The sequence below is a fragment of the Vibrio mediterranei genome (genome assembly GCF_013364395.1).
GTDB classification, from domain to species: Bacteria; Pseudomonadota; Gammaproteobacteria; order Enterobacterales; family Vibrionaceae; genus Vibrio; species Vibrio mediterranei.
In genome coordinates, this window is the sequence record NZ_JABXGK010000001.1 from 2,746,205 (window position 1) to 2,759,503 (window position 13,299).

The window sequence follows — 13,299 nt, forward strand, 5'->3', positions numbered from 1 at the left end:
CTCAAAAATAGTTTGTAATTTCTTACGCAAACGTTTTCCTTTTTGTTTAAACCCCTGTTAGAATAGCGCCGCTTTTCACATCCATTTATTTATCGAGGACTGTCCCGTGAGCGGAAACAACACTTCCCTAAGCTATAAAGACGCTGGTGTAGATATTGATGCTGGTAACGCATTAGTTGACCGTATTAAAGGCGCGGTTAAGCGCACTCGTCGCCCTGAAGTTATGGGAGGCATCGGTGGATTTGGTGCTTTATGTGAGCTGCCAACTAAATACAAAGAGCCTGTACTCGTATCTGGAACAGACGGTGTCGGTACCAAACTGCGCCTAGCTCTAGATATGAACAAACACGACACTATCGGTATCGATTTGGTTGCGATGTGTGTGAATGACTTGATTGTTCAAGGTGCAGAGCCATTGTTCTTCCTCGACTATTACGCAACAGGCAAACTGGACGTAGACACTGCAGCTGATGTTGTATCTGGTATCGCTGAAGGTTGTATCCAAGCTGGTTGTTCGCTGATTGGTGGCGAAACGGCTGAAATGCCTGGTATGTATGAAGGTGAAGACTACGACGTTGCTGGTTTCTGTGTCGGCGTCGTTGAAAAATCAGAAGTTATCGACGGTACAAAAGTCGCTGCCGGTGACGCACTTATCGCGGTTGGTTCAAGTGGTCCACATTCAAATGGCTACTCTCTTGTACGCAAGATCTTAGAAGTATCTGGCGCAGATAAAAACGAGATGCTAGGTGAACGCACAATTGGTGAACACTTACTAGAACCGACGAAAATTTATATCAAATCAGCTCTGAAAATGATCGCTGAACACGATATCCATGCAATCTCACACATCACAGGTGGTGGCTTCTGGGAAAATATCCCACGCGTACTTCCTGAAGGAACAAAAGCTGTGATTGATGGCAAGAGCTGGGAATGGCCAGCAATCTTCAACTGGCTACAACAGAAAGGTAATGTTGATACATTTGAGATGTACCGCACCTTCAACTGTGGCGTAGGTCTAATTGTTGCTCTGCCAAAAGATCAAGCAGAGGCAGCAGTTGAACTATTAAAAGCTGAAGGCGAAAACGCATGGGTAATTGGTGAGATCGCGACTGCACAAGCTGGTGAAGAGCAAGTAGAGATCAATTAGTTTCATGAAGAATATTGTTGTTTTAGTTTCAGGAAATGGTACCAACTTGCAGGCGATTATTGACGCTTGTGAGTCCACCATCGAAAACGCCAAGGTTCGAGCGGTATTCTCAAACAAAGAGTCCGCTTTCGCCTTAGAACGTGCACGTAAAGCAGGAGCGGAGGCTGAGTTCCTTGATCCAAAATTAAGTGAAACACGTGAAGCGTTTGATGCTGAACTGATGCGTCGTATTGACGTGCACAAACCTGATTTATTGGTCTTAGCAGGCTACATGCGTATCTTAAGTGGCGAGTTTGTACGCCACTACATGGGACGAATGATCAACATTCACCCTTCACTGTTACCAAAATATCCAGGTTTGCACACACATCAACGTGCAATTGATAACTGTGATGAACACCATGGCACCAGTATCCATTTTGTTACTGAGAAGCTAGATGGTGGTCCAATTATCTTGCAAGCTAAAGTACCGGTATTCGATGATGATACAATTGAAACACTAGAACAGCGTGTTCAAAGTCAGGAACATAAGATCTACCCGCTGGTTGTAAAATGGTTCGTCGAAGGCCGCTTATCTATGGATGGTAGCAAAGCGATGTTGGATGGTTTAGAACTTGGCCCTCAAGGCTACGCAGACAAATAACCCTCTAACTCACAACGAGTCAATATCAAAAAAGCGAGTGATTCCATCACTCGCTTTTTTCTTATGTTCCAGTTTGATGTGGACTTATAACGGCTCAGTAGGCGCTTGGCTTGCAGGCTTTGCCTCCGCAAACTCCACGTCTTTTAACTCATCAACATTGCTGGCGACTAACTCCCCAAAATGAAACAGGTTAAACTCACCCGGCTTCATTCGATGCCAACTCTCATTACTAGTCAGCGGTTGAGTCGCAACAACCGTCACCACATCGTTAGGTGTTGTCTCTTCGTGGAAGTTAATCGTCACATCTTCATCAAGTAAAGTCGCTTTACCAAATGGGGCTTTACGCGTGATCCAGTACAAATGGTTAGTGCAATAGGTCATCACAAACTCACCATCACTCAACAGCATGTTGTAGACACCGTATTCTCGCAACTCATCACAACATTCGGAAATGTATGCGAACATCGCCATCATGTCTTGCGGTGGTTCAGGAAAGCGCTCATCCAATTTTCGCAGCAGCCAGCAAAATGACAATTCACTGTCAGTTTCGCCAACTGGACGAAAGTGACCAGTTTCCAGCCCTTGATAGTCACTGAGCTGACCATTGTGTGCGAATGTCCAATAGCGCCCCCATAGTTCACGCGTGAATGGGTGCGTATTTTCTAGATTAACCTGACCACGGTTCGCTTGTCGTATATGACTAACAACTGCACGACTCTTTATCGGATAGTTTTGAACCAACTCCGCTATTTTAGAATCACAACTCGGTTGCGGATCTTTAAAGGTTCTAAAACCTTTCCCTTCATAAAAAGTTATACCCCAGCCATCTTTGTGAGGACCGGTGTTGCCACCCCGTTGAATCAAACCGGTAAAGCTGAAACAGATATCTGTTGGCACATTTGCACTCATGCCAAGCAATTCACACATTGAGTTCCCTACTCTTTTTCTTCCACAATAATGTCACTAGTAAACTGAGATTATTCCATCTCTTTTTCAATCAATTGAATCACAATATGAATGATCTTGATGTGTACTTCTTGAATTCGATCCGCATAACCAAAATGCGGTACGCGAATCTCAATATCAGCAACACCTGCCATTTGACCACCATCTTTACCGGTAAGGGCAATTGTCTTCATGCCTTTTGCCTTGGCAGCTTCAATAGCTTTCAAAATGTTGCCAGAGTTACCCGATGTAGAAAGACCAAACAAAACATCACCAGAACGACCTACTGCTTCCACATAACGTGAAAATACGTAATCGTAACCAAAATCATTGCTAACGCATGAAAGGTGGCTTGGATCAGAAATGGCGATACCAGCGTAACCTGGGCGGTTCTCACGATAGCGACCTGTTAGCTCTTCAGCAAAGTGCATCGCGTCACAATGCGAACCGCCGTTACCACAAGACAGTACCTTGCCGTCTTGCTTGAATGATTCCGCAATCATTTTCGCTGCTGCTTCGATCTGCGCAATGTTGTGATCGTCGCTCAGGAATTTGTTTAGTACGTCTGCCGCTTCAGTAAGCTCGTTTCTAATTAGATCTTGGTACATAGGTTTATTCTCTTTATTTTCCGACATCAACGCGTCGTTGCGATTACCTGAGTTTAACTATAAACCCCCAATTCTGTCGATAGGCATAGGCTCATCTAACTCCCTCCCTGATTCGTTTTTCATAGCTTCGCATTCGAAACTGCTGGGAAATTATACAAAGCTCTCATTTTTGAATCGAATTAGAGTAATTACTTTTGAAAATTTACATTTGTGCAATAATTGAGTTACAATTACTACTGGTACGACCTCTTACCTTACGTATTACTAAAACGGTCAACCACTACAACAACGATAAGTACCCAGATAAAGGAACAATCATGGACATCTTGCTCTCTCTCGTCGCCTTGCTCGGCGCAGTTGGATTCAGTTTCTACCAACGAGCATCGCTGGCAAAATCTTTATTACTCGTGACCGCTGCTATGGTCTTAGGTTCACTACTCGGTGTATTTGGCGCCATCATATGGGCGTTGTACGTTGCTACGGTAGCGGTATTGTGTGTTCCTTCTATCCGACAATCACTGATTTCTGCTAAAGCGCTTAAACTATTTAGGAAAGTGCTTCCTGCCATGTCTCAGACAGAAAAAGAAGCATTGGATGCGGGTACGGTTTGGTGGGAAGCAGAGCTTTTCAAAGGCAAGCCAAACTGGCAAAAGCTACAGAATATTAGTCAGCCAAAACTTAGCGCAGAAGAGCAAGCCTTCTTAGACGGTCCTGTTAACGAAGTCTGTGCGATGGTGAGCGATTATCAAGTCACTCACGAGCTGGCTGACCTTCCACCAGAAGTCTGGCAATACCTAAAAGACCACAAATTCTTCGCCATGATCATTAAGAAAAAATACGGCGGCCTTGAATTTTCTGCGTATGCACAGTCTCTCGTTTTACAAAAACTAACTGGCGTGTCGGGTGTACTTTCATCTACCGTTGGTGTTCCTAACTCCTTGGGCCCAGGTGAACTCCTTCAGCACTACGGTACAGAAGATCAAAAAGACTACTACTTACCTCGTCTAGCCATCGGTAAAGAGATTCCGTGTTTTGCTCTAACTAGCCCAGAAGCAGGTTCTGATGCAGGCTCGATTCCTGATTTTGGTGTGGTTTGTAAAGGCAAGTGGGAAGGCAAAGAAGTCTTGGGCATGAAGCTCACATGGAACAAACGTTACATTACGCTTGCTCCAGTCGCTACCGTACTTGGTCTCGCTTTCAAACTTCGAGATCCAGATGGCCTGCTAGGTGACAAAGAAGACTTGGGCATTACTTGTGCGCTTATTCCAACACACCTTAAAGGTGTAGAGATTGGTAACCGTCATTTCCCACTGAACGTTCCGTTTCAAAACGGCCCTACAACAGCGAACGAATTGTTCGTGCCACTAGATTTCATTATCGGCGGTCAAAAAATGGCTGGTCAAGGCTGGCGTATGTTAGTTGAGTGCCTCTCAGTTGGACGTGGCATCACGTTACCATCAAATTCAACAGGCGGTATCAAAACAGCAGCTTTGGCAACAGGTGCTTACGCTCGTATCCGTCGTCAGTTCAAACAACCAATCGGCCATATGGAAGGTATTGAAGAACCATTAGCGCGTATTGGCGGTAATGCTTACGTAATGGATGCAGCCAGTCATCTTACGGTTACAGGGATCGACTTGGGCGAGAAGCCATCAGTAATCTCTGCCATCGTTAAATATCATTGTACTCACCGTGGTCAACAAAGCATTATCGATGCTATGGATATTGTTGGCGGTAAAGGCATTTGCCTTGGTCCATCGAACTTCTTAGCACGCGGCTATCAGGGTTCACCTATTGCAGTAACGGTAGAAGGTGCCAATATTCTTACTCGTTCAATGATCATCTTTGGTCAAGGCGCGATTCGTTGTCATCCATATGTTTTAACGGAAATGGATGCTGCGCACTCTACCGCCAATGATGCTGTTGATAAATTCGACAAAGCCCTTGCTGGCCATGTTTCATTTACGATTAGTAATTTAGTACGTAGTTTCTGGCTCGGTCTTACTGATGGTCGTGGTTCATCAACGCCGCAGAAAGACGCAACAAAACGTTATTATCAACAGTTGAACCGTTACAGTGCCAACCTAGCATTGCTGTCAGATGTGTCTATGGCGGTCCTTGGTGGCTCACTAAAACGTAAAGAACGCTTATCGGCGCGCCTTGGTGATATTTTGAGTCAGTTGTATCTCAGCAGTGCAGCATTGAAACGTTATGACGTGGAAGGCCGTAACAGCGAAGATTTACCGCTTCTTCATTGGGGTCTACAAGATAGCCTAATGCAAACTGAAAAAGCGTTGGACGATTTCTTGGCTAATTTCCCTAATAAAGCGATTGGTCGTTTGATGCGCTTTATCGTCTTGCCACTGGGCACAGTTCGCAAAGCGCCTTCAGATAAGCTTGATAGCCAAGTGGCTCGTATCTTACAAACCCCTTGTGGAGCTCGAAGCCGTTTGGGTCGTGGTCAATACCTAGAACCAACCGAGTTCAATGCGGCAGGTCGTATTGAGCAAGCGCTTGATATCATTCTACGTGCTGAGCCTGTGTTTACTAAAGTGTGTAAAGCGCTTGAGCAGCGTCGTCCATTTACGCAGCTTGATAAAGTCGCAGCACTAGGTTTAGAGAAAGGCCTAATCACTCAGGATGAGGCGACCTTGCTTATTACTGCAGAAGCACATCGCCTGTACACTATAAACGTTGATGACTTTGCTCCAGAGGAGCTAGCAGCAAAGCCTGTCTACCCGACAATGGAAGAAGTCGCGTAATTGATCACTCTAGGTAATTGATCATTCCAAATAGCTAAAAGGGTCAGCAATTGCTGACCCTTTTTTATGTCATTACCGTTACTAAACTAACGCGGCATATTTAACTGCATTTCTGGTAGTGAAGCCTTAATGGCTCGCTTACGTCGAACCAACCACCAGATGACTCCACCCACCACGATAAGCACTAGATTGCCGATCACGATGGCCAGTATTGCTCGAGTTCTCACTTGTTCTCTGTGTGCAAGGATTTGCGCTTCTTGTTCCGCTTTTTTCTTCGCTTCTCGTGCCGCCACTTGCATTTCCTCGGCTTTTTCTAAATCCAAAGCCCCGACAACACTGAAGGTACGCATTGGAAGATCAAACACTAACGAACGCCCCGTGGAAGCCTCATTGGCATACACATGGCCAGTCCAATGATAGGTCCCCATTTGATGTAAGTCGTTAAAATACGAGGTGACATCGTTTTTACCTGCGTCCGCTTGGTGTTGCACGACCTGCTCTGACTCATCAGGGGACTGCAGTTCAATTGAGGTGGCCAAACTACCAGCTTCAATCGTCGCGACTTCACCGCGAACTACAATTTGATGTGGTTTCTTATCATCGCCTTGGATAAATTTGCTAGAAAATGGCGTCGGGTAAATCAGCACTTCTTGCTCTAGAGCGCGTAAAAACACCCCATTGCCTGTAGTAATTCGAACATTGTATTTCCCGGGCTCAAGTTCAATAGGTAGCTCAACGGTGAACACACCATCTCCAGCGCGCTCATCCAACCCTTCACCGTTATCATAAAACTCACCAATGACAATAGGTACCGGGCGCACCTTGTTATCCGTTTGTTCTTGAGATTCTAAATAGCGCGTCATCACCACTTTAAGGTTCACACGGTCGAGGATGTTCTCAACAATTAACGGCTTGCCATCGGTCATGAGTCGGGCAGTAAACTTTAACTTCTCACCTTGATAAATACGCTGTGGCAGGGTGTCAGCTTTTAAAGACAGCTGAGAAATGATTTGAATGTTATTTTTGGGCGTGACTTTGCCAATGGCTTGCCAAGGGCCTGGCATTGGCTTTTCGATTGAAATGACATCGACACTAGGCTCTTCAATCCAGTGAACGTTTTCAGGATGACGCCAAGCGTAGTATTTTTTACCGTCAGGGCGAACTAGCGTAACCGGCTTAGAGTTATCCTGTCGATAAACCAAAAAAGTGATTCGTTCCACCGTTTGGTCAACTCGAAAACGGTTATCAAGAAATGACATTGAGGACTCAGTCGCGAATGCACCAACTGTCAGCGATAACCATAACGCCATCGCAAAAATAATCCTCTGCATGTTTCTCTCCTACAGGCGCCAGAGACAACTGCCACCTTTTTCAACAATATCTAAACGCGAATTGTGCGCTTCTATTTCATCGGCAGAAGCATGCAAGATCTTTAGCGATTTTCTTCCCGTTGTGAGCCTCTTAATGGTTTCACCACCACTTTCGTCCCCATCGGACTGTCCCGCATTAAATTGCATCGAAGTTTGGCCACCCGTCATTGCCAAATATACATCCGCCAAGATCTCCGCATCGAGCAAAGCGCCGTGGAGAACACGAGCAGACGTATCTATGGTGTAGTGTTTTGCTAACGAGTCGAGGTTCTTTCTTGCCGGCATGTTCGCCATGCGTTTTGCCATCGCAAGCGTATCGGTAACCTTACAGTACTGTTCCGTTTTACCAATCGAAGCGTCTAACTTCTCAAACTCGTAGTCCATAAAGCCCACATCGAACGGCGCATTGTGGGCAACAAGTTCTGCGCCTTTAATAAAGTCTAAGAACTCTTCGTGAACTTGATGGTAGAGCGGTTTATCTAATAGAAACTCATCAGTGATACCGTGAACGTCGATAGCATCAGGTTGAATTTCACGATCAGGCTTTAAATAGACGTGAAAATGGCGACCAGTCAGTTTACGGTTGATGATTTCCACCGCGCCGATTTCAATGATTCGATGCCCCATGTAGTGAGGACCACCTTCGCGGTTCATACCTGTTGTTTCGGTATCGAGTACCACTATTCTGCGTTGTTCTGAATTGAGACTGGTATTCATGATGTTTTGTATGTCAGACTATGTAGATAAACTTACTGAGCTATATAGTATCAAATCATGACGAAGCAGGTTGAAATTTTCACAGATGGTTCTTGTTTGGGTAATCCTGGTCCCGGCGGCTATGGAATCGTCCTAAGGTACAAACAGAACGAAAAGACGTTAGCCAAAGGCTATACGTTGACAACAAACAATCGCATGGAAATGATGGCAACCATTGTTGCACTTCAGACACTTAAAGAGCCTTGCAACGTTATCTTAACCACAGATAGTCAGTATGTTCGACAAGGGATTACCCAGTGGATACACAACTGGAAAAAACGTGGTTGGAAAACCGCAGATAAGAAGCCCGTTAAGAATGCGGACCTATGGAAAGCACTCGACTCAGAGACTGCACGGCACGATATTGACTGGCGCTGGGTGAAAGGTCATGCAGGTCATAGAGAAAATGAAATGTGTGATGAACTAGCAAGAGCTGCTGCAGAAAACCCAACAGAAGAAGACACTGGCTATCAACCAAGCTAAGGTTCCTCCCGCTTAAAGCTTTCCCTTGCTTACGAGCTTTGCTTTTTATCTGCAGTACGATAGCTAACACTGGCCGGTGTTAGCTTTTTCTTTAGACGCCAATGCGGCTTTATCGGTTTAAGCGGGTAGGTTCGCTTTCTCGCTACGATAAAATACAAGCTTCCCATGGGCGACGCCCAGTCACCAATACTGCTTTCTAACCACGTCCACATCGTCCGATATCGTTTCATAGGAAACAGCGCATAAGTATCCGCATAGACGACCTGATAATTGAGTACCCCTAACCAGTCTTTTATCCGATTTGGCGTAAACATGCGGCCACTCCAAGGGAAATTGTTCTTTCTCCAAGGCATCAAGCTAGCAAGACCGGTGAAGCTCATAGGGTTGAAGCCAGTAATGATAAGGTAACCATCATCGATCATCACTCGATCCACTTCACGCAGTAGGCGATGGGGGTCTTCGGCATACTCAAGTTGATGCGACATTACAACAGCATCAAAACTCTTCTCTAAGAATGGTAATTCGTAGCGGTCAGCGATAACATTGTGCAGAGGGTTCTTAGAATCAAGGTTCACTTGATGCTGAATGTTGCAATTGCAGCTTGTGAGTTCACAACTCAGTCCTCCAAGTTTTAGCATATGATAGCCAAAGAACTTGGGGCACCACTCATCAAGCCTCGTTTGAATAGATTCAGAGACCCATTGACCGTTGGCAAGCTCTTCCCAAGAATGGGGATGATCAACTTTTTTCTTGCTGCGTGCTGGCTTCATTTACGCGCTCTCTCCCATACTGAACTGGAGAAACAACAATGTTACATATCAAAAGCATACCTGCATTTAACGATAATTACATCTGGCTGATTCAAAATAACCAGAACTTGTGCGCCGTTGTCGATCCAGGAGATGCTGAACCGGTGATCGAATATTTAGAAGCCAATCAACTTGAGTTAGTCACGATATTGATTACCCATCACCACTGGGACCATACTGGTGGCATAGAGAAACTGGTAGAAAAATACCCGACGATCACCGTTCTTGGCCCTGAGAATTCCAATATAGGACAGCTTACTCACCATGTCAGTGAAGGACATCGTATCAACTTGTTCAATGAAGAGTTTTTGGTGCTCAATTTACCGGGCCACACGCTCGATCATATTGGCTATGTAGGCGACGGTAAGCTATTTTGTGGCGATGTCCTGTTCTCCGCGGGCTGTGGGCGCATTTTTGAAGGCACTCCAGAGCAAATGTACAATTCGCTGCAAAAACTCACTCTACTGCCTGAAGAGACGGAAGTGTACTGCACTCACGAATACACACTTAGTAACCTCGCCTTTGCCATGGCCGTAGAGCCCCATAATGAGTTCCTTCATGAGTACAGAGATGGTGCCAATCAGAAACGCGCTAAAGGTTTCCCAACCTTGCCAACCACGATTTCCATAGAGAAGCGCATCAATCCATTTTTACGAACTACTCAAGCAGAAGTTGTGAGCTCGGTAGCAAACCGAACTGTCAATAATGATCCCCTATCAACTTTTACAGCATTACGTGAGTGGAAAAACGAATTTTAACGTTTTGCTGCTTGTTTGGCCCAATCCGTATTAGTATTATGCACAACCGTTCAAATTAGAGGTTGTAGCAAACAAAATGCATAAGAAATACAGTTGGGCCTTAGCCCTGTTGCTGGCCGGTTGTCAGATGACACAGCCAGATTCAAGCAACACCACAACAAAGCCCACCAACTCTCCTGCAGAAACAGCAACCACTAATACAACAAAGCCCGTTTCCGTTGATACTCCAACTCCAGCAAAAGCACTAACGCCACAAGAGCAAGAAGATGTATGGCAGCGCATCGCTATGCAGCTAAAAATGGAGATTCCAGACAACGCTAAAGTGGACTATTACCGCGAATGGTATATTAAACACCCTAGCCACTTGAGAACAGTCTCACAGCGCGCTCAGCCTTTCCTATATTTGATTACTGAAGAAATAGAAGCACGTAACCTACCATTAGAGCTTGCGTTACTGCCTATTGTCGAAAGCTCCTTTGATGCCTTCGCTTATTCTCATGGCAGCGCCGCAGGATTATGGCAGTTTGTCCCTGCAACAGGAAAAGCGTTCGGCCTAGACCAAACCTACTGGTATGACGGTCGTCGTGACGTTACCGCATCGACTCAAGCCGCTTTAGATTATCTGACTCAGTTGAACAAACGTTTTGATGGCAACTGGAATCACGCGATCGCGGCCTATAACAGTGGCGGTGGTCGAGTAAACAGTGCGATTCGAAAAAATCGTAACTTAGGCAAGCCAACGGACTTTTTCTCTCTCGATTTACCGAAAGAAACTAGCAGCTATGTCCCTAAGTTGCTGGCTCTAGCTGATGTTCTGGCTAACAAAGAAAAGTATGGTGTCGACATTCCACCAATCGCAAACAAGCCTGTGTTGGAATTGGTCGACCCTAATGAACAGCTCGATCTTGCAATTGCAGCCAAATATGCCGGCATTTCGATTAAGGAACTGCAAAGTTATAACCCTGCATACAACCAATGGGCAACTGCACCAGATGGCCCTCAGACATTACTGCTACCTATCGAGACTTTAGATAAGTTCCGCTTCGAACTGGAACAGAATCGCGGTAAAGGGATGCGTCTTGTGCGTTATAAAGTAAAGTCAGGTGATTCATTGAGTGTGATTGCGCGAGACCACCAGACAACGACGCAAGTAATTCGCAGTGCCAATGGGTTAAAAGGCAACAATATTCGCGCGGGCCAGTATCTTCTCGTTCCGACATCAACCAAAGATGAATCAACCTATTCATTAAGCGCAGCAAATCGCTTGGCAAAAACACAATCAACATCTCGTGGTAACTATAAAGTGACCCACAAAGTTGCCAGTGGTGACAGTTTGTGGTCGATTGCCAGAGCAAATAAAGTTTCTCACCAATCGTTGGCAAAATGGAACGGTATGGGGCCTCGTGACACATTAAGAGTTGGGCAGGAACTCGTAATCTGGAAAAATGCGAGTGATGGCGCGATTATCCGCACCGTTTTCTACTCTGTAAGAAGTGGGGATACCATCAGCGGTATTGCACAGAAATTCAAAGTACGTACCAACGATGTTGTTAAATGGAACGACCTTCAGAAACAGAAATATCTTAAGCCGGGCCAAAAACTGAAACTCTACGTTGATGTCACCAAAACTAGTGCTTAGTTCTCATTAAAAAAGCGGCGTTTACGCCGCTTTTTTAATGTCTGACCACCTCATTGGTTCAATTACTTAGAGACAATCCTAAACTCAGCAAGTAGAGGATTATGATCAGAGGCATCAGATTCAGGAACGCGCTGTCCTGTCAGTTCCATTCCACGATAAAAAATGTGATCCAAAGGTAAACCAGTGATAAATCGCTTACGGTTATCACGTTGAAATTCGACCTCTTTAATATGGTATTTATGTAGGGCTTGTTTTAACGCGGAGAGTCGTGATTCACTCCAACTATTGAAGTCCCCTGCTATTAGCAGTGGTCCTTGATGCTTCTCGAGTACTTGCTTGAAGGACTCGAGTTGTTGCTTATACTCTTCTGTTCCTATCGTAAAATTTACAGAGTGCAGATTCACACTGATTAAAGTTTGTCCATTCGTCAGTGCGTATTCCGCATACAAGCCTGATTTAGGTAATCTTAGCCAAGGTTCGGTTTGCAGATTCGCGCAAGCGATTGAAGGCATGGTACGGCTTAAATTAAGTACGCCAGAAGAGACATCAAATGCTTTGAATGCACTAACTTGATTACTCCCCCAGTCCGAGCGCTGTAACCAATCTAAAAATGTATCATCGAGGCTGGCTTCTTGAAGTAGGACCAATTGTCGGTCTTCGGACAGACGAGTAAGTTCGGGCAATAAGTTTTCGCGATTTTGTTTGTAAATATTCCAAACCAAAATATTCAAGTGTCCGGACTCGTCCAACGCAACTGGATGGTCATTGCGGTAACACTTTAGCTCCGTTTGAACTTGGCTATCCTTAATACTGGTAATTTCTGGTGTTTCTCGCACGGTAAATACCGATTGAAAACCACCCACTGTCATTCCCACAATAGCGACACCAGTAAGCAGTACCCACTTTAACTTCATAATACCTCTTCTCTAAAACGAAAAAGGAGCAGTTACCTACTCCTTTATGATTCTTTGAGATTCGACTTAGATAGCGTCTTCATCTTCTTCGCCAGTACGAATTCGTACTACACGTTCGATATCAGTGATGAAAATCTTACCATCACCAATCTTACCCGTTTGAGCGGTCTCAATGATGGTTTCCACACATTGATCAGCCACGTCACTTGATACGACAATTTCCAATTTTACTTTTGGCAAAAAGTCGACCATGTATTCAGCACCGCGGTAAAGCTCTGTGTGACCTTTCTGGCGACCAAAACCTTTTACTTCAGATACGGTCATACCTGTAATGCCCACTTCTGCCAATGCTTCACGGACGTCATCAAGTTTGAATGGTTTGATAATCGCTTCAATCTTTTTCATGTTCTTCCCTTAAACCTCATTGATTGACACCATTATCTGGCAGGCTGCGCCAACAATCAA

12 protein-coding genes and 1 pseudogene are annotated in these 13,299 nt (G+C 45.0%); 6 read left to right on the forward strand and 7 right to left on the reverse strand.

The window, feature by feature from the left end; all coding sequences use genetic code 11:
• The first annotated feature begins 106 nt into the window (after window positions 1–106).
• Complete coding sequence (gene purM / locus HOP38_RS12800) at window positions 107–1,147, forward strand: phosphoribosylformylglycinamidine cyclo-ligase (RefSeq protein WP_031495244.1); 1,041 nt, start codon at window positions 107–109, stop codon at window positions 1,145–1,147.
• 4 nt (window positions 1,148–1,151) lie between these two features.
• Window positions 1,152–1,790, forward strand: coding sequence for a phosphoribosylglycinamide formyltransferase (purN, locus tag HOP38_RS12805; protein ID WP_006072838.1), 639 nt, complete (start codon window positions 1,152–1,154; stop codon window positions 1,788–1,790).
• Window positions 1,791–1,874: 84 nt separating this feature from the next.
• Here the strand turns inward: purN and HOP38_RS12810 are convergent, their stop codons facing one another.
• Both HOP38_RS12810 and lpcA read right to left on the reverse strand, forming a co-directional pair.
• Window positions 1,875–2,717 (reverse strand): class II glutamine amidotransferase, encoded by an 843-nt coding sequence (locus tag HOP38_RS12810; protein WP_006072837.1) that lies wholly within the window; start codon window positions 2,715–2,717, stop codon window positions 1,875–1,877.
• Between the two features lie 50 nt (window positions 2,718–2,767).
• A complete protein-coding gene (gene lpcA, locus HOP38_RS12815; protein WP_006072836.1) occupies window positions 2,768–3,343 on the reverse strand; it encodes a D-sedoheptulose 7-phosphate isomerase in 576 nt (191 codons plus the stop codon).
• A 317-nt stretch (window positions 3,344–3,660) separates the two neighbouring features.
• Between lpcA and fadE the strand changes: the two genes are divergently transcribed.
• Window positions 3,661–6,105, forward strand: a complete 2,445-nt coding sequence (gene fadE / locus HOP38_RS12820) for an acyl-CoA dehydrogenase FadE (protein ID WP_006072835.1) — start codon at window positions 3,661–3,663, stop codon at window positions 6,103–6,105.
• 86 nt (window positions 6,106–6,191) lie between these two features.
• Here fadE and HOP38_RS12825 read toward each other — a convergent pair whose 3' ends face one another.
• Both HOP38_RS12825 and dnaQ read right to left on the reverse strand, forming a co-directional pair.
• The gene (locus HOP38_RS12825; RefSeq protein WP_198558189.1) at window positions 6,192–7,436 is read right to left on the reverse strand and encodes a TIGR03503 family protein; all 1,245 of its coding nucleotides are present in this window, start codon (window positions 7,434–7,436) and stop codon (window positions 6,192–6,194) included.
• A 9-nt stretch (window positions 7,437–7,445) separates the two neighbouring features.
• The gene (dnaQ, locus tag HOP38_RS12830; RefSeq protein ID WP_171390418.1) at window positions 7,446–8,192 is read right to left on the reverse strand and encodes a DNA polymerase III subunit epsilon; all 747 of its coding nucleotides are present in this window, start codon (window positions 8,190–8,192) and stop codon (window positions 7,446–7,448) included.
• A 57-nt stretch (window positions 8,193–8,249) separates the two neighbouring features.
• On the opposite strand from dnaQ, the gene rnhA reads away from it, so the two are divergent.
• Window positions 8,250–8,714, forward strand: coding sequence for a ribonuclease HI (gene rnhA, locus HOP38_RS12835; protein ID WP_038227874.1), 465 nt, complete (start codon window positions 8,250–8,252; stop codon window positions 8,712–8,714).
• A gap of 29 nt (window positions 8,715–8,743) precedes the next feature.
• Here rnhA and HOP38_RS12840 read toward each other — a convergent pair whose 3' ends face one another.
• Window positions 8,744–9,484 carry a class I SAM-dependent methyltransferase gene (locus tag HOP38_RS12840; protein WP_038227875.1) on the reverse strand — a complete coding sequence of 247 codons (741 nt, stop codon included), beginning with the start codon at window positions 9,482–9,484 and terminating at the stop codon, window positions 8,744–8,746.
• Window positions 9,485–9,522: 38 nt separating this feature from the next.
• Between HOP38_RS12840 and gloB the strand changes: the two genes are divergently transcribed.
• Both gloB and HOP38_RS12850 read left to right on the forward strand, forming a co-directional pair.
• Window positions 9,523–10,281: a hydroxyacylglutathione hydrolase gene (gloB, locus tag HOP38_RS12845; RefSeq protein WP_198558190.1), complete on the forward strand. Its 759-nt coding sequence runs from the start codon at window positions 9,523–9,525 to the stop codon at window positions 10,279–10,281.
• Between the two features lie 241 nt (window positions 10,282–10,522).
• A pseudogene (locus HOP38_RS12850) lies at window positions 10,523–11,920 on the forward strand (LysM peptidoglycan-binding domain-containing protein); the annotation flags it as partial.
• A 62-nt stretch (window positions 11,921–11,982) separates the two neighbouring features.
• Here HOP38_RS12850 and HOP38_RS12855 read toward each other — a convergent pair.
• Window positions 11,983–12,834: an endonuclease/exonuclease/phosphatase family protein gene (locus HOP38_RS12855; RefSeq protein ID WP_107307139.1), complete on the reverse strand. Its 852-nt coding sequence runs from the start codon at window positions 12,832–12,834 to the stop codon at window positions 11,983–11,985.
• 66 nt (window positions 12,835–12,900) lie between these two features.
• Window positions 12,901–13,239: a nitrogen regulatory protein P-II gene (gene glnB / locus HOP38_RS12860; protein ID WP_031495634.1), complete on the reverse strand. Its 339-nt coding sequence runs from the start codon at window positions 13,237–13,239 to the stop codon at window positions 12,901–12,903.
• Window positions 13,240–13,299: the final 60 nt, after the last annotated feature.